This is a genomic window from Pseudomonas sp. FH4 (assembly GCF_000510915.2).
Lineage (GTDB): Bacteria > Pseudomonadota > Gammaproteobacteria > Pseudomonadales > Pseudomonadaceae > Aquipseudomonas > Aquipseudomonas brenneri.
The window spans coordinates 134,288-150,852 of sequence record NZ_AOHN01000012.1 but is presented as its reverse complement, the minus strand read 5'-3'; the positions used below and the strand labels follow the sequence as shown (position 1 = coordinate 150,852).

Here is a 16,565-nt window from a genome sequence, read left to right as displayed (position 1 = left end):
CCAACCAAAAGCGCCACCTTTTAGCGCGTCGCAAACAGATAAGTAGCTGCCAAACGATATCCCTGCCTGCCACCCGTCACCCGTGCGTGCGGTGACACACGTTTCCTACGCCCTGAAAGCGCCTTCCCACAAGTGCTACCGATCTGCTCACAGAGCATGGGCGTAGGATTTTTCCGAGTCATATCCTCACGCCGGGCGTGGGCTTGTATAGACACCTCAATAGGTCGTTTTCAGGAGTTATTGAATGCCTATTCAACTTTAGGCATGGCAATTGCTCTATCAATTCAAAGCCTCTCTCCTGATGGACGAAGAGTGCAATAACAAGAGCCTCGCCTGAGGCCATCACCCGCTTTGTGTGAGGAGATACCGCGATGACGTCGTTCAACTCCGGGGCTCAACCCCAGAACCGTGCGCCTCAATCCATCGGCTTTTTGCTGCTGGACAATTTCACGCTGATTTCCCTGGCGTCCGCAGTCGAACCGCTGCGCATGGCCAACCAGTTGTCCGGTCGCGAGCTGTATCGCTGGAGCACCTTGAGCGTCGACGGCAATCAGGTTTGGGCCAGCGATGGCCTGCAAATCACCCCCGATTGCTCCATGCACAAAGCCCCGGCCCTGGACGTTGTGATTGTCTGCGGTGGCGTGGGTATCCAGCGCACTGTGACCCGCGAGCATGTGTCGTGGCTGCAAAGCCAGGCGCGCCAGTCCCGCCGTCTTGGCGCGGTGTGTACCGGCAGTTGGGCCCTGGCTTGCGCCGGCCTGCTCGACGGGTTTGATTGCAGCGTGCACTGGGAATGCCTGGCATCGATGCAGGAAGCCTTCCCGCGGGTGTCGATGAGCACGCGCCTGTTCACCCTCGACCGCAACCGCTTCACCAGTTCGGGCGGCACCGCACCGCTGGATATGATGCTGCACCTGATCAGTCGCGACCACGGTCGTGAACTGTCGGCGGCAATCTCCGAGATGTTCGTGTACGAGCGCATCCGCAACGAACAGGATCACCAGCGCGTGCCGCTCAAGCACATGCTCGGCACCAACCAGCCGAAGCTGCAGGAAATCGTCGCGCTGATGGAAGCCAACCTGGAAGAGCCGATCGACCTCGATGAGCTGGCGGTGTACGTCGCCGTCTCGCGGCGCCAGTTGGAGCGGCTGTTCCAGAAATACCTGCACTGCTCGCCGTCGCGCTACTACCTCAAGCTGCGCCTGATTCGCGCACGGCAGTTGCTCAAGCAGACGCCGATGTCGATCATCGAAGTGGCGTCGGTGTGCGGGTTTGTGTCCACGCCGCACTTCTCCAAGTGCTACCGCGAATACTTCGGCATTCCGCCACGGGATGAGCGCGTAGGCTCCAATACCACCCAGCAAGTGGCGATGATGCCGATTCCGCAGGCGTTGGTGTTGTCACCGTTGGCCGGGCCGATGTCGGCGTTGAGCCAGGCGCGCAATGAGTCGACGTTTGCCAGTGTAAGGCTGTAGATCGAGTCGCCTGTATTCGCGAGCAAGCCCGCTCCCACATTTGAAGGTATTCACACATCAAAATGTGGGCGCGGGCTTGCTCGCGAATGCGGTGTATCAGGCGCCTGAGTTCTGTTTGAACTGCACCAGGGCCGGCAACAACTGCTTATCAATCGCCTGGCGTACCGCCGGCAGAATCGTCGCGCTGCCGGTGTACATCTGCTCGACCATGCCCTTGAGTGCCTTGGCCCGCGCCTCACTCAAACCGCGTACCGCGCACTCACAGGCCTGCTCGGCGGTGGCACCGCTGGACACCTCGAAACCCAGCGAGCGCAGTTGGCTCAGCAGGTCATCCTGATCAATCAAATCGGCGTGCATCATGATGTTCATCCTGGTTAGGGGAGACTTCGATCAGGTTCGATTCTGGTGGGCCATCAACGGGTCGGCAAGACCTGAATGCCACAATGGCAGGAACGACTATGAGCATGTCGCTTTCGGGCCAGTTACCGGCAAGCGTTGCGGGCACACTGGTTTCAAGCAAGCGGATTGAAGGTTTGGTCACCCTCGGGACGCACGCTCACACAAAGCACTCTGCCTCGATCTTGTCACGGCTTGATCGGGGCTTTTTTATGGCTGTTTTTGCCGTTCTGTAGGAGCGAGCTTGCTCGCGAAAAACTCAAGGGCGTCGCGTTCTTCCTGGTGCCCCGCGTCTTCGTTAACGATTTTCGCGAGCGAGCTCGCTCCTACAGGGTTAGCGTTGGGGCAGGCCGATGACGCGACCGAGCAGGGCGGGCCGGGGCAGGTCGGCTTGTTCAGCACTGATAACCGCCAACCGCTGTGCAACCGCCGCGCTGAACGGTGCTGACCGTGGCCCGGCGAGGTCGACGTGCAGCAGCATCTGTTCATTGCCCGCCAGTTCCCGTGCTTCGCCGACCAGATGCAGGCTGTGATAGAGGTGCAGGCGTTTGCTGTCATGGGCGATCAGTTGGGTATGCACTTCAACGTCGGCGCCCAGTTTCACTTCGTGCAGGTAGTTCAGGTGCAGTTCCAGGGTGAACAGCGAATGGCCGCTGGCTTCGCGGTTGTCGCTGTCCAGGCCCAGAGTGTCCATCAACGCATCGGTGGCGTAGCTGAAGATCAGCAGGTAGAACGCATCGCGCAGGTGGCCGTTGTAATCGACCCAGTCGGGGATGATTTTGGTGGTGTAGGTGGTCAGCGTTGGCATTTGATAAATCCCTGATCCGTACTCGGTCAACTGTAGGAGCTGGCTTGCCTGCGATGGCGATTTTGGATTCACCACCGTCATCGCAGGCAAGCCAGCTCCCACAGAAATCAACAGCCGTTATTCGGTGAAGCTCATGCCATGTTTGGCCTTGGTGGTCTTCACCGCTTCCAGCACCGCCAGCAAACAATCATCACGATAGCGCTCCAGCGCCGAAATGCTATGGCTGCCCAACTGCTCGCGGGTGCCATCGACCACGTCATCAATCAGTTTGTCCGTCAGTTCCGGCGCCGGCAGGTAGGTCCACGGCAATTGCAGTGCCGGGCCGAACTGCGCCATGAAGTGCCGCATGCCAGCATCGCCGCCGGCCAGGGTGTAGGTCAGGAACGTGCCCATGAACGACCAGCGCAAGCCGGCGCCAAAGCGGATCGCATCGTCGATCTCGCCGGTGGTCGCCACACCGTCGTTGACCAGGTGCAGCGCCTCGCGCCACAGGGCTTCAAGCAAACGGTCGGCGATAAAACCGGGGACTTCCTTGCGCACATGCAAGGGGCGCATGCCGAGGGATTCGTACACTTTTATCGCCGCCTGGATGGCCTCGGGTGCGGTATGCCGGCCGCCGACCACTTCCACCAGCGGTAGCAAGTACACCGGGTTGAACGGGTGGCCGACCACGCAGCGTTGCGGGTGGGTGGCGCTTTCGTAGAACTCGCTGGGCAACAGGCCCGAGGTGCTGGAGCCGATCAGCGCATTGGGCTTGGCGGCCGCGCTGATCTTGCTGTGCAGTTCAAGTTTCAGCTCCAGGCGTTCCGGGGCGCTTTCCTGGATGAAGTCGGCGTCTTTCACGCATTCTTCGATGGTCGCGACAAAGCGCAGGCGCTCCTGGGAGGCGCCGGGGGCCAGGCCTTGTTTCTCCAGGGCGCCCCAGGCGTTGGCGACGCGTTTGCGCAACGCGGCTTCGGCGCCGGGCGCTGGGTCCCAGGCCACCACATCCAGGCCGTGGGCGAGGGCACGGGACACCCAGCCACTGCCGATGACACCACTGCCCAAGGCGGCGAAGGTTTTTATTTCGGTGATAAAGCTCATGGTGGCGTCCTAAAGAAGTTCGGTAATTTCCAGTGCTAAAGAGGCTCATTGTGGGAGCCGGTTTCGGCAGGGGGATTAGCTGCGTTTGGTCAGGCCCATTTTTGTGCGGCCTTCAGCAGGGGTCAGAATCCGCGCCCCCAGGCGGCTGAGGATTTCCCCGGCGCGTTCCACCAGTTGCCCATTGGTCGCCAGCACGCCTTTGTCCAACCACAGATTGTCTTCCAGCCCGACCCGCACATTGCCGCCCAGCAGCACCGCTTGTGCCGCCATCGGCATTTGCATGCGGCCAATGCCAAACCCGGCCCACACAGCATCAGCAGGCAGGTTGTCGACCATGGCTTTCATGGTGGTGGTGTCGGCCGGTGCGCCCCAGGGGATGCCCAGGCACAGTTGGAACAACGGGTTGTCGAGTAGCCCTTCCTTGATCATCTGCTTGGCGAACCACAGGTGGCCGGTGTCGAAAATCTCCAACTCGGCCTTCACCCCCAGCTCCTGGATACGCTTGGCGCCCGCACGCAGTTGGGCCGGGGTAGACACGTAAATGGTGTCGCCATCGCCGAAGTTCAGGGTGCCGCAGTCCAGGGTGCAGATTTCCGGCAGCAGTTCTTCGACGTGGGCCAGGCGGGTCAACGGGCCGACCAGGTCGGTGTTGGGGCCGAACTCCATGGGATGCTCGCCGCCACCGATTTCCAGGTCGCCGCCCATGCCGGCGGTGAGGTTGACGATGATGTCGATATCCGCCTCGCGGATGCGCTCCATCACTTCACGGTACAGCGCTACGTCGCGGCTGAATTTGCCGGTGTGCGGGTCGCGCACATGGCAGTGGACTACGGTGGCGCCGGCTTTGGCAGCCTCCACCGCCGCAGCGGCGATCTGTTTTGGAGTGACCGGCACGTGTGGGCTTCTGGCGCTCGTGTCGCCAGCACCGGTGAGTGCGCAGGTGATGATGACGTCGTAGTTCATGGGGCGGGTTCCTTACAGGCGTGAGGGTGCCGTTCGCGGCCGTTGATGGCCGCGAAACGGAATTCAGGAAAAATTACTTGCGGGTCAATTGCAGATTGGCGGCAGCCGGCTTGCCATCGAAGGTGGTCACGCCTTCCAGCCAGCGCTGCTGGTCCTGGGGGTGATCCTTGAGCCATTGTTTGGCCGATTCGAATGCGTCCTTGTGATCCAGCAGCGGCTGCATCATGCGGCTCTCGTCGGCGGCGGTGAAGGTCAGGTTGGTCAGCAGCTTGTGCACGTTCGGGCATTGCTCGGCGTAGGTCGGCGCGGTGACGGTCCAGACCGTGGCCATGCCTTCATTGGGCCCCAGCGCACCTTCGCTGCCGGACAGATAGGTCATCGCGACGTTGACGTTCATCGGGTGCGGCGCCCAGCCAAAGAACACCACGGCCTCCTTGCGACGCACGGCGCGGTCTACGGCGGCGAGCATGCCGGCCTCGCTGGACTCCACCAGTTGGAACTTGCCCAGGCCGAACTGGTTCTTGGCGATCATCGCCTTGATCTGGATATTGGCGCCCGAGCCGGGTTCTATGCCGTAGATCTTGCCGCCCAGCTCTTTCTGGAACCTGGCAATGTCGGCAAAGGTTTTCAGGCCCTTGTCTGCGAGGTAGGTCGGCACGGCGAGGGTGGCGCGCGCGTCCTTGAGGCTGGGCGCGTCGAGGACTTTCACTTGCCCTGCGTCGACGAAAGGCGTGATGGTTTGGGTCATCAGCGGGTTCCAGTAGCCGAGGAACAGGTCCAGGCGCTGGTCACGAATGCCGGCGAAGATGATTTGCTGGGAAGCGCTGGTTTGTTTGGTGGTGTAGCCGAGGCCGTCGAGCAGCACCTGGGTCATGGCGCTGGTGGCGATCACGTCGGTCCAGTTCACCACGCCCATGCGCACGTTTTTACAGGAGGCGGCTTCGGCGGCCCACAGGCTGGTGCTCAAGACGGCGCTGAGTGCGAGCACACAGCGGCTGATCAGTCGGTTCATGATGGATCCCTCGGCAGGTCGTTATTGTGGGTTCCGGCGTCTTTGTGCGCCGTGTCGCCAAGTTACTCACCTTGATACCCGGCAAAACGCACGGCGGCGACCTGCTCTTGCACTGTAGCGACCCGTACTCTTGAATGGGCGATTGAACTGGCGTATCACACAACACACGCTGCCCGCCTGACGAGAGCGCTTGTATGTCCCAGGACTTTTATTTTTTGCTGATGCCCGGCTTTTCCGCCATCGGTTTTATCTCGGCGATTGAACCGCTGCGCGTGGCCAACCGTTTTCGCGGCGAGCTGTATCGCTGGCACGTATTGAGTGCCGATGGCGGCGCGGTGTTGGCGAGCAATGGCATGTCGGTGAACGCTGACGAGGGGCTTGCACCACTGAAAAAAGGCGCGACGTTGCTGGTGGTGGCCGGCTTCGAGCCGCTGGAGTTCGTCACGCCAGCCCTGGAGCACTGGCTGCGCCGCCTCGATCATGACGGTGTGACCCTCGGCGCCATCGACACCGGCAGCTTCGTCCTGGCCCAGGCCGGTCTGCTCGATGGCTACCGCCTGACCCTGCACTGGGAAGCCATTGATGCCTTCAAGGAGTCCTATCCTGCACTGGCCGTGACCCAGGAGCTGTTCGAAATCGACCGCCGGCGCATCACCTGCGCCGGCGGCACCGCCTCCATCGACCTGATGCTCGACCTGATCAGCCAGGCCCATGGCCCGGAGCTGGCGATTCAGGTTTCGGAGCAGTTCGTACTGGGCCGTATCCGCCCGCGCAAAGACCACCAGCGCATGCAGATTGCCACGCGCTACGGCATCAATAACCAGAAGTTGGTGCAAGTGATTGGCGAGATGGAGCTACATACCGAACCGCCCCTGAGCACCCTGGCGCTGGCGGAGATGATCAAGGTCACACGGCGCCAGCTGGAGCGCCTGTTCCGCCTGCATCTGAACGAAACACCGAGCACCTTCTACCTCGGCTTGCGCCTGGAAAAGGCCCGGCAACTGCTGCGCCAGAGCGGCATGAGCGTGCTGGAGGTGAGCATTGCCTGCGGGTTTGAGTCACCGTCGTATTTCACCCGAAGCTACCGGGGGCGGTTTGCCAAGTGCCCGCGGGAGGATCGGCGGCGGGAGGTGGTGTAAGCCTATTGGGCACACGCCAACCAAATGTGGGAGCGGCGGTGCGACGGTTCGACTTGCTCGCGAATGCGGTGGGTCAGTCAATTAAGATGTTGACTGATACACCGCATTCGCGAGCAAGCCCGCTCCCACATTGGATGTGTGGGGTGGCTTATTTTTTTACCAAGGCCGAGCACGCGGTTTTAAACGCCTCATGCTGGTATTTGTTCAGCGTCGCCGGCAGTTCGAAGTTGTGCTTCTTGTGCTGCGCATTGATGGTTTGCGGCGATAGCAGCGTCACCTCAACGCCGTCCAGCAACTGCAACACGCCTTCGATCTTGAAGGTGGTCGGGCCGCCGGCGAATTCGCCTTTCTTGCTGCGCTTCTTGATCGCGATGCGGGTGATGCCGTTATCGCGCACAAACGCGGCCACTTGGCTGGCGAAGGCTTTGACGTTGGCGGCCTCGTCATCGTCCTCAAGGGCGATTTTCTTGGTGGCCATGGTGACGTGGGTCAGGTCCGGGGCGGCAACGGCGATGATCGCTTCGCTGCCTTTGATTTCGATGCCGCAGAGAGTCATGGGTGGCCTTGGTTCAGAGGAAAGGATGCGCGCGATTGTCGCTTATTCCTGGCCAATCGACTCCAAAAACTCCGACCGCTCATCACTCATCCGTGCCAGGCAGTCATTCTGCGCAATGGCGTAGGCCTTGGTGCCGGTCACGGCCGGGAAGGTGTCCACCGCGCAATCGGCATCCCGCAGTTTTTCCCACTTCTGCTGGGCATCCTTCAGACGAGCGGTGATGTCCGCCAACTGTGCCTTATCGCTGGCATAGGTAGACCCCATGCGTTCCAGCAGGCCCTGGTAGTTATCCTTGAGCAGCTCTTGGGCAGTGGTTTTGTTGTAGGAGGCGCATTCCAGGGTCTGTTTGTCGTTTTCGATGCCATCACACGGGGTGCTGTCGGTGTCTTCGGCTGCGTGGACGCCGGTGGCGAGGAGTGCCAAAGCCAGGAAAATCGGTTTCATTGCGCCTTCTCATATCGGTGGATGGGTCGAATTCTGGCTCAAGCGTAGGCCAAAGAACAGATGCAGGACAGACACGTCTTAGCACCCTTTGTCGTGGATTGACGCTTTCGGCAATTCCCCTGTCGTTTTTGCACCCGGCTCCACCGGCCCCTGGGCATATGCTGGCCCCAAAGCGCCGGCAGACGATTCGGCGCATGTATCGCCAATAAGGGGACGCCTGATGAGCCCAGCCGAACTACACGCCGACAGCATCGTTATCGATGGGCTGATCATTGCCAAGTGGAACCGCGACCTGTTCGAGGACATGCGCAAGGGTGGCCTGACGGCCGCCAACTGCACGGTGTCGGTGTGGGAAGGCTTCCAGGCCACGATCAATAATATCGTGGCCAGCCAGACCCTGATCCGCGAGAACAGCGACCTGGTGATCCCGGTGAAAACCACCGCCGATATCCGCCGCGCCAAGGAGCAGGGCAAGACCGGCATCATCTTCGGCTTCCAGAATGCCCATGCCTTTGAAGACCAGCTCGGCTACGTCGAGATCTTCAAGCAGCTCGGCGTCGGCGTGGTGCAGATGTGCTACAACACCCAGAACCTGGTGGGCACCGGCTGCTATGAGCGTGACGGCGGCCTGTCGGGCTTCGGACGCGAGATCGTCGGCGAGATGAACCGCGTCGGCATCATGTGCGACCTGTCTCACGTTGGCTCCAAGACCAGCGAAGAAGTCATCCTCGAATCGAAAAAACCGGTGTGCTACTCCCACTGCCTGCCGTCCGGCCTGAAAGAGCACCCGCGCAACAAGTCCGATGCAGAACTCAAGTTCATTGCCGACCACGGTGGGTTTGTCGGCGTGACCATGTTTGCGCCGTTCCTGGCCAAAGGTATCGATTCGACCATCGACGATTACGCCGAAGCCATCGAATACACCATGAACATCGTCGGCGAAGACGCCATCGGCATCGGCACCGACTTCACCCAGGGCCATGGCCAGGATTTCTTCGAAATGCTGACCCATGACAAGGGCTACGCCCGCCGCCTGACCAGCTTTGGCAAGATCATCAACCCGCTGGGCATCCGCACCGTGGGCGAGTTCCCCAACCTGACCGAGACCCTGCTCAAGCGCGGCCACAGCGAGCGCGTGGTGCGCAAGATCATGGGCGAGAACTGGGTCAACGTGTTGAAAGACGTCTGGGGCGAATAAGCCACCGTTTTTTCTCCCCCGGCCATTCGCGCCGGGGCATTACCAAGAATTTTCTGGAGTTGAGTTTCCATGGCCAAGATCGCCCCGCAATTGCCTATTGAAGTCGACAGCGAAACCGGTGTCTGGACTTCCGACGCCTTGCCGATGCTGTACGTGCCGCGCCATTTCTTCGTCAACAACCACATGGGCATCGAAGAGGTGCTGGGCGCGGATGCCTACGCTGAAATCCTCTACAAGGCCGGCTACAAATCCGCCTGGCATTGGTGTGAAAAAGAAGCTGAATGCCACGGCCTGGAAGGTGTCGCGGTGTTCGAACACTACATGAAGCGCCTGTCGCAGCGCGGCTGGGGCCTGTTCAAGATCCAGGACATCGACCTGGATAAAGGCACCGCCAGCGTCAAGCTCGAACACTCGGCATTTGTCTACGTGTACGGCAAGGTCGGGCGCAAGGTCGACTACATGTTCACTGGCTGGTTTGCCGGCGCCATGGACCAGATTCTGCAAGCGCGCGGCAGCAACATCCGCACTGTCGCCGAACAAGTCTACGGAGGCTCCGAAGAGGGCCACGATGATGGCCTGTTCACCGTCAAGCCGTTGTAAGCCGAGGACCGTGCCATGGCTTTCGAAGCAATGTTTGCGCCGATCCAGATCGGCAAACTGACCATCCGCAACCGTGTGCTCAGTACCGCCCACGCCGAGGTGTATGCCACCGACGGCGGGATGACTACCGAGCGCTACATCAGGTATTACGAAGAGAAAGCCAAGGGCGGCATTGGCCTGGCAATCTGTGGCGGCTCCTCCGTGGTGGCGATCGACAGCCCGCAGGAATGGTGGAGTTCGGTGAACCTGTCCACCGACCGCATCATCCCGCACTTCCAGAACCTGGCTGACGCGATGCACAAGCATGGCGCCAAGATCATGATCCAGATTACCCACATGGGCCGTCGCTCGCGCTGGGACGGCTTCAACTGGCCGACCCTAATGTCGCCCTCCGGCGTACGTGAGCCGGTACACCGCGCTACGTGCAAGACCATCGAGCCGGAAGAAATCTGGCGCGTGATCGGCAACTACGCCAGCGCCGCAGGCCGGGCCAAGGCCGGTGGCCTGGACGGCGTGGAGCTATCGGCGGTGCACCAGCACATGATCGACCAGTTCTGGAGCCCGCGGGTCAACAAACGTACTGATGAGTGGGGCGGCAGTTTCGAAAACCGCATGCGTTTCGGCCTGGAAGTGCTCAAGGCTGTGCGCGCCGAAGTCGGCCCGGATTTTTGCGTGGGCATCCGTTTGTGCGGGGATGAATTCCATCCGGACGGCTTGTCCCACGAGGACATGAAACAGATCGCCAAGTACTACGACGACACCGGCATGCTCGATTTTATCGGGGTGGTCGGCTCGGGATGTGACACCCACAACACCCTGGCCAACGTGATCCCGAACATGAGTTACCCGCCGGAGCCGTTCCTGCACCTGGCGGCCGGCATCAAGGAAGTGGTCAAGTCCCCGGTGCTGCACGCGCAGAACATCAAGGACCCGAACCAGGCCACGCGCATCCTCGAAGGCGGCTATGTGGACATGGTCGGCATGACCCGCGCGCACATGGCCGACCCGCACCTGATCGCCAAGATCAAGATGGGCCAGATCGACCAGATCAAGCAGTGCGTCGGCGCCAACTATTGCATCGACCGCCAGTACCAGGGCCTGGACGTGCTGTGCATCCAGAACGCTGCGACCTCCCGGGAATACATGGGTGTGCCGCACATCATCGAGAAATCCACCGGGCCCAAACGCAAAGTGGTCGTGGTCGGTGCCGGCCCGGCCGGGATGGAGGCCGCTCGGGTCGCTGCAGAACGTGGCCACGATGTGACCCTGTTCGAGAAAAAAGACTTTATCGGTGGGCAGATCACCACCGCGTCCAAGGCACCGCAGCGCGACCAGATCGCCGGTATCACCCGCTGGTTCCAGCTGGAACTGGCACGGCTCAACGTCGACCTGCGCCTGGGCGTGGCGGCGGATGCCGCGACCATCCTCGACCTACGCCCTGATGTGGTGGTACTGGCGGTGGGCGGGCATCCGTTCCTCGAACAGAACGAACACTGGGGCGCAGCCGAAGGCCTGGTGGTCAGCAGTTGGGATGTGCTCGACGGCAAGGTGGCGCCGGGCAAGAACGTGCTGGTGTACGACACCATCTGTGAATTCACCGGCATGTCAGTGGCCGACTTTCTGGCCGACAAGGGCTGCCAGGTCGAGATCGTCACCGACGACATCAAGCCTGGCGTGGCTATCGGCGGTACGTCGTTCCCCACCTACTACCGCAGCATGTACCCCAAGGAAGTGATCATGACCGGCGACATGATGCTGGAGAAGGTCTACCGCGAGGGCGACAAGCTGATCGCAGTGCTGGAGAACGAATACACCGGGGCCAAGGAAGAGCGGGTGGTGGACCAGGTGGTGGTGGAAAACGGCGTGCGCCCGGATGAAGAGATCTATTACGCCCTCAAGCAAGGGGCGCGCAACAAGGGGCAGATGGACGTCGAGGCGCTGTTCGCGATCAAGCCGCAACCGTGCCTGAGCGAACCGGGGGAGGGGTATTTGCTGTTCCGCATCGGCGACTGTGTGGCGCAGCGCAATACCCACGCCGCGATCTATGACGCCCTGCGTTTGTGCAAGGATTTCTGACCCAACACCGAACCAATGTGGACTCGGTCAAAAATGTGGGAGCGGGCTTGCTCGCGAAAGCGGTGTGTCAGTCGATACATCCGGTGGCTGATGCACCGCCTTCGCGAGCAAGCCCGCTCCCACATTAGAGCTGTGTGGTCTGTGGGAGCTTCACCATGTTGAACACCCTTCTTCCGATTCTCCTGTTTGCAGCCCTGGGCCTCGCTGTCCTCGGCGCTTTGCGTCGGGTGAACATGTGGCGCCGTGGCCGTGCCGCCAAGGTCGACCTGCTGGGCGGCCTATTGGCCATGCCCAAACGCTACATGGTCGATCTGCACCACGTGGTCGCCCGTGACAAATACATCGCCAACACCCACGTTGCTACCGCGCTGGGCTTTGTGTTGTCGGCGTTGCTGGCGATTCTGGTGCACGGTTTCGGCCTGCAGAATCGCATCCTCGGCTACGCCTTGCTGCTGGCCTCGGTTTTGATGTTTGTCGGCGCCACTTTCGTCTATCTGCGTCGACGCAACCCACCCGCGCGCCTGTCGAAAGGCCCGTGGATGCGCCTGCCGAAAAGCCTGATGGTGTTCTCGGTCAGTTTCTTCCTGGTGACTTTGCCGGTGGCCGGGATCCTGCCCGCCGACTTCGGGGGCTGGCTGCTGGCTGCGCTGCTCGGTGTGGGCGTGCTGTGGGGCGTGTCGGAGATGTTCTTCGGCATGACCTGGGGCGGGCCGATGAAGCACGCGTTTGCCGGTGCCCTGCACCTGGCCTGGCACCGTCGCGCCGAACGTTTTGGCGGTGGCCGTTCCACGGGCCTCAAGCCGCTGGACCTGAGCGACAAAAGCGCGCCATTGGGCGTGGAAAAACCCAAGGATTTCACCTGGAATCAACTGCTCGGTTTCGACGCCTGCGTGCAGTGCGGCAAGTGCGAAGCCGCGTGCCCGGCCTTCGCTGCCGGCCAGCCGTTGAACCCGAAAAAGTTGATCCAGGACATGGTGGTCGGCCTGGCCGGTGGCACCGATGCCAAGTTCGCTGGCAGCCCGTATCCGGGCAAGGCCATTGGCGAGCACAGTGGCAACCCCCATCAACCGATCGTCAACGGCCTGGTGGACGCCGAGACCTTGTGGTCGTGCACCACCTGCCGCGCCTGCGTCGAAGAGTGCCCGATGATGATCGAGCACGTGGACGCCATCGTCGATATGCGCCGCCACTTGACCCTGGAAAAAGGCGCGACGCCGAACAAGGGTGCCGAAGTCCTGGAGAACTTGATCGCCACCGACAACCCCGGTGGATTTGCCCCGGGCGGGCGGATGAACTGGGCGGCGGATTTGAACCTGCCGTTGCTCGGCGATAAGCACACCACCGACGTACTGTTCTGGGTCGGTGACGGTGCCTTCGACATGCGTAACCAGCGGACCTTGCGCGCCTTCGTCAAAGTGCTGAAGGCGGCCAAGGTCGACTTCGCTGTGCTGGGCCTGGAGGAGCGCGACAGTGGCGACGTGGCCCGGCGCCTGGGCGATGAGGCCACCTTTCAACTGTTGGCCGCACGCAATATCCAGACCCTGGCCAAGTACAGTTTCAAGCGCATCGTGACCTGTGACCCTCACAGTTTCCACGTGCTGAAAAACGAATATGGCGCCTTCGACGGCAATTACCGGGTGCAGCACCACAGCACCTACATGGCCGAACTGATCGACGCTGGCGCGCTGAACCTGGGTCAGCACAAAGGCAACAGCGTGACCTATCACGACCCGTGCTACCTGGGCCGTTACAACGGCGAGTACGAGGCACCGCGCCAAGTGCTGCGGGCGTTGGGGATCGAGGTCAAGGAGATGCAGCGTTCGGGCTTTCGCTCCCGTTGCTGTGGCGGCGGGGGCGGCGCGCCGATCACCGATATTCCTGGCAAGCAGCGCATTCCCGACATGCGCATGGAAGACATCCGCGAGACCGGCGCCGAACTGGTGGCCGTCGGTTGTCCACAGTGCACGGCGATGCTCGAAGGGGTGGTCGAGCCACGCCCACTGATCAAAGACATTGCCGAGTTGGTGGCGGATGCCTTGCTCGAAGAGCCTGCACCGGCCAAGACCCCGAATTCGCGTGAACCTGCGGAGGTGCACTGATGAGCGACATTATCCGCCGCGACCCACGGGCCGAATGGATCGCCCGCAACCGCCTGCACCCGCTGCATGCGGCGATGCAACCGGAGCAGCACAGTTGGATGGGGCCTAACGGCATCCTCCGCAAGAATGTGCACGGCATTGGTTTTATCGGCCCCAACGGCATCAAGCGTATCGACCGCAGCGGCGCCCAGCAGGGTGGCGCCACCAAGCGCACGGCAGCCGTGCAAGTACAGTTGCCGCTGCACCAGGTGCCAGCCCCGGCGTTCTACATCAACGTGGTGCCGGATATGGTCGGCGGCCGCCTGAGCAGCCACGACCGCGACTTGCTGGGCCTGGCGCGGCAACTCGCCGGCAGCGACGGTGCAGTGCTGGCGGTGGTGTTTGGCGAGCATAAGGAAAGCGCGTTCGACACCGCCGGGGTGGACCGCCTGTTGGTGCTGGACGGCCACGAGTTTGACGGTTATTCACCGGAGCAACGGGTCCATGGCCTGCGGGCTGTGGATAACCAGTTCAACCCGCGTCATTGGCTGCTGCCCGACAGCCGCAACGGTGGCGGTGAGCTGGGACGGCGTTTTGCGGCGAGCCTCAAGGAACGCCCGGCAACCCGGGTGTGGCAGATCAAGGGCAACGAGTGCATCGGCCGTGCCGGTGCGGGCCGGGAAGACCTGGCGCGAGCGCTGCCAAGGCTGATCCTGGCGGCGGTGGAGTGTGCCGATCCGGTCAGCGATACGCGCCACGAAGTATTGCCAGTGGAGTTATCCACAACCCTGGCGCGCAGCTTGCCGCGTATCGAGGATTTGGGCGCGGTGGCGGTGGATCCCGGTGCGATTCCCATGGCCGAGGCCGAGTTTATTTTCTCCGGCGGCAACGGGGTCAAGGATTGGGAGCTGTTCCACCAGACCGCTGCCGCCCTGGGGGCTACCGAAGGTGCGTCGCGGGTGGCCGTGGACGATGGCTTCATGGCCCGTGATCGCCAGGTCGGCGCCAGTGGTATTTGGGTCACCGCACGGGTGTATGTGGCCGTGGGGATCTCCGGGGCGATCCAGCACCTGCAAGGCATCGGTGCCTGCGACAAGGTGGTGGCAATCAACCTGGACCCGGGTTGCGACATGATCAAGCGTGCCGACTTGTCGGTGATCGGTGACAGCGCTGAAATTCTCCGGGCCTTGATCGCTGCGGTCCAGGCCCACCGCAACGGCGCCAAGCGCGATGCGGCATAAGCAAAGGATATGGCCATGACGACCCATGTAATCAGCCTGGTATCCATCGGCGCCCACCCGACCTCCGGCCGGCCACGCCGCGCCGAGCAGGATGCGCGCGCCGTCGAGCTGGGGCTGCAACTGGCTGGGGATAACCTGCAAGTGCTGCATGCCGGCGACATCGCCGAACCGACCCTGCGCGCCTACCTGGGCATGGGGCTTGCGCAGTTGCATGTGCTGGAGCAACCGGCCGGCGCGGATGCCTTGCCGGTACTCGGCGACTATCTACGGGACGCTGGCGCCCAGGTGGTGCTTACCGGCAGCCAGGCGGAAACCGGCGAAGGCTCGGGCATGTTGCCCTTCCTGTTAGCCGAGCAATTGGGCTGGCCACTGATTGTCGGGCTGGCCCAGGTAGAGTCCATCGACAGCGGTGTGGCCCATGTGCTGCAAGCCTTGCCGCGTGGGCAGCGGCGGCGCCTGAAGGTGCGCCTGCCGTTCCTGGCCACGGTGGATAACGCCGGGCCCAAGCCTCGGCAAAGCGCCTATGGCCCGGCCCAGCGTGGCCTCCTACAGGAGCATGACGTGCAGGTGGTGGACGATGAGTTATTCACCGGCGCCGTGCTGCAACCGGCCAAGCCTCGACCCAAGCGTCTCAAGGTGATCAAGGCCAAGAGCGGCGCCGACCGCATGAAGGCTGCGACGGCCAAGGCCAGTGGCGGCGGTGGGCAGGTGCTCAAGGGCATCGGTCCTGAGGCGGGTGCGGACGCGATTCTCAAATTGCTGATTGAGGAAGGCGTGGTTCGATAGGGCCGAAATAATCACTCATACATGCGATTGCCGGTGATCTTGCCGGCACCATGGAGGGCGACTAAACAAAGAACTTTCAACTAAAGGAATCAGCCCTATGCCCATCCTGTTTCGTCCGGCATTACCTGCTGATGCACGTGATATTGCCCGCTTGTTTCTGATTTCTTCAGAGGGGATCGCCGCTTACATCTGGAGCCAACTGGCAGAGCCGGGCCAGGACCTTGTGGACGTTGGTACCCGTCGTTATGCACGTTCGGGGGTGGATTTCTCCTATGAGAATTGCCTGATCGCCGAATCGGAAGGCGCGGTGGTGGGCATGATGCACAGCTATGTCATGCGCCATGACCCGGATGCAGAGCCGGTTACCGATCCCGTCCTTGCGCCCTACGCGGACCTGGAAATCCCCGATACCTTATATATTTCCAGCCTGGCGCTGTACGAAGGTTGGCGTAACCAAGGCCTGGGCGTGCAATTTCTTGCCCATGCCCGAGAGCGGGCCGACCGCCTGGGGCTTATTGGCTTGAGTCTGATTGACTATGCGGCCAATACGGGGGCCCTGAGGTTTTACACGCGCCATGGTTTTCGTATTGTCGGCAGTTGTCAGATAACCCCACACCCGATGCTGGCTGTGACTGGTGAAGCCTATTTGATGCAGTATCCGTAATCTTTGATTGCGGTTACCCACAATCCTTGTTGACCCATCTGTGGAT

The 16,565-nt window shown here is 61.6% G+C and carries 16 protein-coding genes; 9 read left to right on the top strand and 7 right to left on the bottom strand.

The features are described 5' to 3' along the window. The first annotated feature begins 371 nt into the window (after positions 1-371). Positions 372-1,475 (top strand): GlxA family transcriptional regulator, encoded by a 1,104-nt coding sequence (locus H097_RS07610; RefSeq protein ID WP_032858674.1) that lies wholly within the window; start codon positions 372-374, stop codon positions 1,473-1,475. A gap of 96 nt (positions 1,476-1,571) precedes the next feature. On the opposite strand, the gene H097_RS07605 is transcribed toward H097_RS07610, so the two are convergent. From H097_RS07605 to H097_RS07585, 5 genes are all read right to left on the bottom strand, one after another. Further along, positions 1,572-1,835, bottom strand: a complete 264-nt coding sequence (locus tag H097_RS07605) for a hypothetical protein (protein WP_029300669.1) — start codon at positions 1,833-1,835, stop codon at positions 1,572-1,574. 370 nt (positions 1,836-2,205) lie between these two features. After that, positions 2,206-2,679, bottom strand: a complete 474-nt coding sequence (locus H097_RS07600; RefSeq protein WP_032858672.1) for a thioesterase family protein — start codon at positions 2,677-2,679, stop codon at positions 2,206-2,208. Positions 2,680-2,796: 117 nt separating this feature from the next. Continuing rightward, positions 2,797-3,762 (bottom strand): L-carnitine dehydrogenase, encoded by a 966-nt coding sequence (locus H097_RS07595; protein ID WP_032858670.1) that lies wholly within the window; start codon positions 3,760-3,762, stop codon positions 2,797-2,799. Positions 3,763-3,837: 75 nt separating this feature from the next. After that, a complete protein-coding gene (locus H097_RS07590) occupies positions 3,838-4,725 on the bottom strand; it encodes a 3-keto-5-aminohexanoate cleavage protein (protein WP_032858669.1) in 888 nt (295 codons plus the stop codon). Positions 4,726-4,798: 73 nt separating this feature from the next. Beyond that, the gene (locus H097_RS07585) at positions 4,799-5,737 is read right to left on the bottom strand and encodes a choline ABC transporter substrate-binding protein (RefSeq protein ID WP_032858667.1); all 939 of its coding nucleotides are present in this window, start codon (positions 5,735-5,737) and stop codon (positions 4,799-4,801) included. 194 nt (positions 5,738-5,931) lie between these two features. Between H097_RS07585 and H097_RS07580 the strand changes: the two genes are divergently transcribed. Continuing rightward, entirely contained in the window at positions 5,932-6,876 is a 945-nt protein-coding gene (locus H097_RS07580) for a GlxA family transcriptional regulator (RefSeq protein ID WP_032858664.1), read from the top strand. 148 nt (positions 6,877-7,024) lie between these two features. On the opposite strand, the gene H097_RS07575 is transcribed toward H097_RS07580, so the two are convergent. After that, the gene (locus H097_RS07575; protein WP_032858663.1) at positions 7,025-7,432 is read right to left on the bottom strand and encodes a DUF3010 family protein; all 408 of its coding nucleotides are present in this window, start codon (positions 7,430-7,432) and stop codon (positions 7,025-7,027) included. A 42-nt stretch (positions 7,433-7,474) separates the two neighbouring features. Further along, positions 7,475-7,876 carry a lysozyme inhibitor LprI family protein gene (locus H097_RS07570; protein ID WP_032858661.1) on the bottom strand — a complete coding sequence of 134 codons (402 nt, stop codon included), beginning with the start codon at positions 7,874-7,876 and terminating at the stop codon, positions 7,475-7,477. Positions 7,877-8,096: 220 nt separating this feature from the next. On the opposite strand from H097_RS07570, the gene H097_RS07565 reads away from it, so the two are divergent. The 7 genes from H097_RS07565 to H097_RS07535 all read left to right on the top strand — a co-directional run bounded on the left by H097_RS07565 (position 8,097) and on the right by H097_RS07535 (position 16,519). Further along, a complete protein-coding gene (locus tag H097_RS07565) occupies positions 8,097-9,074 on the top strand; it encodes a dipeptidase (protein ID WP_032858660.1) in 978 nt (325 codons plus the stop codon). 69 nt (positions 9,075-9,143) lie between these two features. After that, positions 9,144-9,674, top strand: coding sequence for a DUF5943 domain-containing protein (locus H097_RS07560; protein ID WP_003194877.1), 531 nt, complete (start codon positions 9,144-9,146; stop codon positions 9,672-9,674). 15 nt (positions 9,675-9,689) lie between these two features. Then, positions 9,690-11,750 (top strand): dimethylglycine demethylation protein DgcA, encoded by a 2,061-nt coding sequence (gene dgcA / locus H097_RS07555; RefSeq protein WP_032858658.1) that lies wholly within the window; start codon positions 9,690-9,692, stop codon positions 11,748-11,750. Between the two features lie 155 nt (positions 11,751-11,905). Next, the gene (gene dgcB, locus H097_RS07550; protein WP_032858657.1) at positions 11,906-13,849 is read left to right on the top strand and encodes a dimethylglycine demethylation protein DgcB; all 1,944 of its coding nucleotides are present in this window, start codon (positions 11,906-11,908) and stop codon (positions 13,847-13,849) included. Further along, a complete protein-coding gene (locus tag H097_RS07545; protein ID WP_032858656.1) occupies positions 13,849-15,069 on the top strand; it encodes an electron transfer flavoprotein subunit alpha/FixB family protein in 1,221 nt (406 codons plus the stop codon). The genes dgcB and H097_RS07545 overlap by 1 nt, the downstream gene beginning before the upstream one ends. 15 nt (positions 15,070-15,084) lie before the next feature. Further along, positions 15,085-15,855, top strand: coding sequence for an electron transfer flavoprotein subunit beta (locus H097_RS07540; protein WP_032858654.1), 771 nt, complete (start codon positions 15,085-15,087; stop codon positions 15,853-15,855). A 97-nt stretch (positions 15,856-15,952) separates the two neighbouring features. Further along, positions 15,953-16,519: a GNAT family N-acetyltransferase gene (locus H097_RS07535; protein ID WP_032858653.1), complete on the top strand. Its 567-nt coding sequence runs from the start codon at positions 15,953-15,955 to the stop codon at positions 16,517-16,519. The last annotated feature ends 46 nt before the right edge of the window (positions 16,520-16,565 follow it).

What these genes read in the sequence shown, in the direction of transcription:
- H097_RS07610 (WP_032858674.1), top strand. Translation starts at nt 372, where the DNA reads ATGACGTCGTTCAACTCCGGGGCTCAACCCCAGAACCGTGCGCCTCAA.
- H097_RS07605 (WP_029300669.1), bottom strand. Translation starts at nt 1,835, where the DNA reads ATGATGCACGCCGATTTGATTGATCAGGATGACCTGCTGAGCCAACTG.
- H097_RS07560 (WP_003194877.1), top strand. Translation starts at nt 9,144, where the DNA reads ATGGCCAAGATCGCCCCGCAATTGCCTATTGAAGTCGACAGCGAAACC.
- H097_RS07600 (WP_032858672.1), bottom strand. Translation starts at nt 2,679, where the DNA reads ATGCCAACGCTGACCACCTACACCACCAAAATCATCCCCGACTGGGTC.
- H097_RS07535 (WP_032858653.1), top strand. Translation starts at nt 15,953, where the DNA reads ATGCCCATCCTGTTTCGTCCGGCATTACCTGCTGATGCACGTGATATT.
- H097_RS07575 (WP_032858663.1), bottom strand. Translation starts at nt 7,432, where the DNA reads ATGACTCTCTGCGGCATCGAAATCAAAGGCAGCGAAGCGATCATCGCC.
- H097_RS07545 (WP_032858656.1), top strand. Translation starts at nt 13,849, where the DNA reads ATGAGCGACATTATCCGCCGCGACCCACGGGCCGAATGGATCGCCCGC.
- H097_RS07565 (WP_032858660.1), top strand. Translation starts at nt 8,097, where the DNA reads ATGAGCCCAGCCGAACTACACGCCGACAGCATCGTTATCGATGGGCTG.
- H097_RS07595 (WP_032858670.1), bottom strand. Translation starts at nt 3,762, where the DNA reads ATGAGCTTTATCACCGAAATAAAAACCTTCGCCGCCTTGGGCAGTGGT.
- H097_RS07580 (WP_032858664.1), top strand. Translation starts at nt 5,932, where the DNA reads ATGTCCCAGGACTTTTATTTTTTGCTGATGCCCGGCTTTTCCGCCATC.
- H097_RS07540 (WP_032858654.1), top strand. Translation starts at nt 15,085, where the DNA reads ATGACGACCCATGTAATCAGCCTGGTATCCATCGGCGCCCACCCGACC.
- dgcA (WP_032858658.1), top strand. Translation starts at nt 9,690, where the DNA reads ATGGCTTTCGAAGCAATGTTTGCGCCGATCCAGATCGGCAAACTGACC.
- H097_RS07590 (WP_032858669.1), bottom strand. Translation starts at nt 4,725, where the DNA reads ATGAACTACGACGTCATCATCACCTGCGCACTCACCGGTGCTGGCGAC.
- dgcB (WP_032858657.1), top strand. Translation starts at nt 11,906, where the DNA reads ATGTTGAACACCCTTCTTCCGATTCTCCTGTTTGCAGCCCTGGGCCTC.
- H097_RS07585 (WP_032858667.1), bottom strand. Translation starts at nt 5,737, where the DNA reads ATGAACCGACTGATCAGCCGCTGTGTGCTCGCACTCAGCGCCGTCTTG.
- H097_RS07570 (WP_032858661.1), bottom strand. Translation starts at nt 7,876, where the DNA reads ATGAAACCGATTTTCCTGGCTTTGGCACTCCTCGCCACCGGCGTCCAC.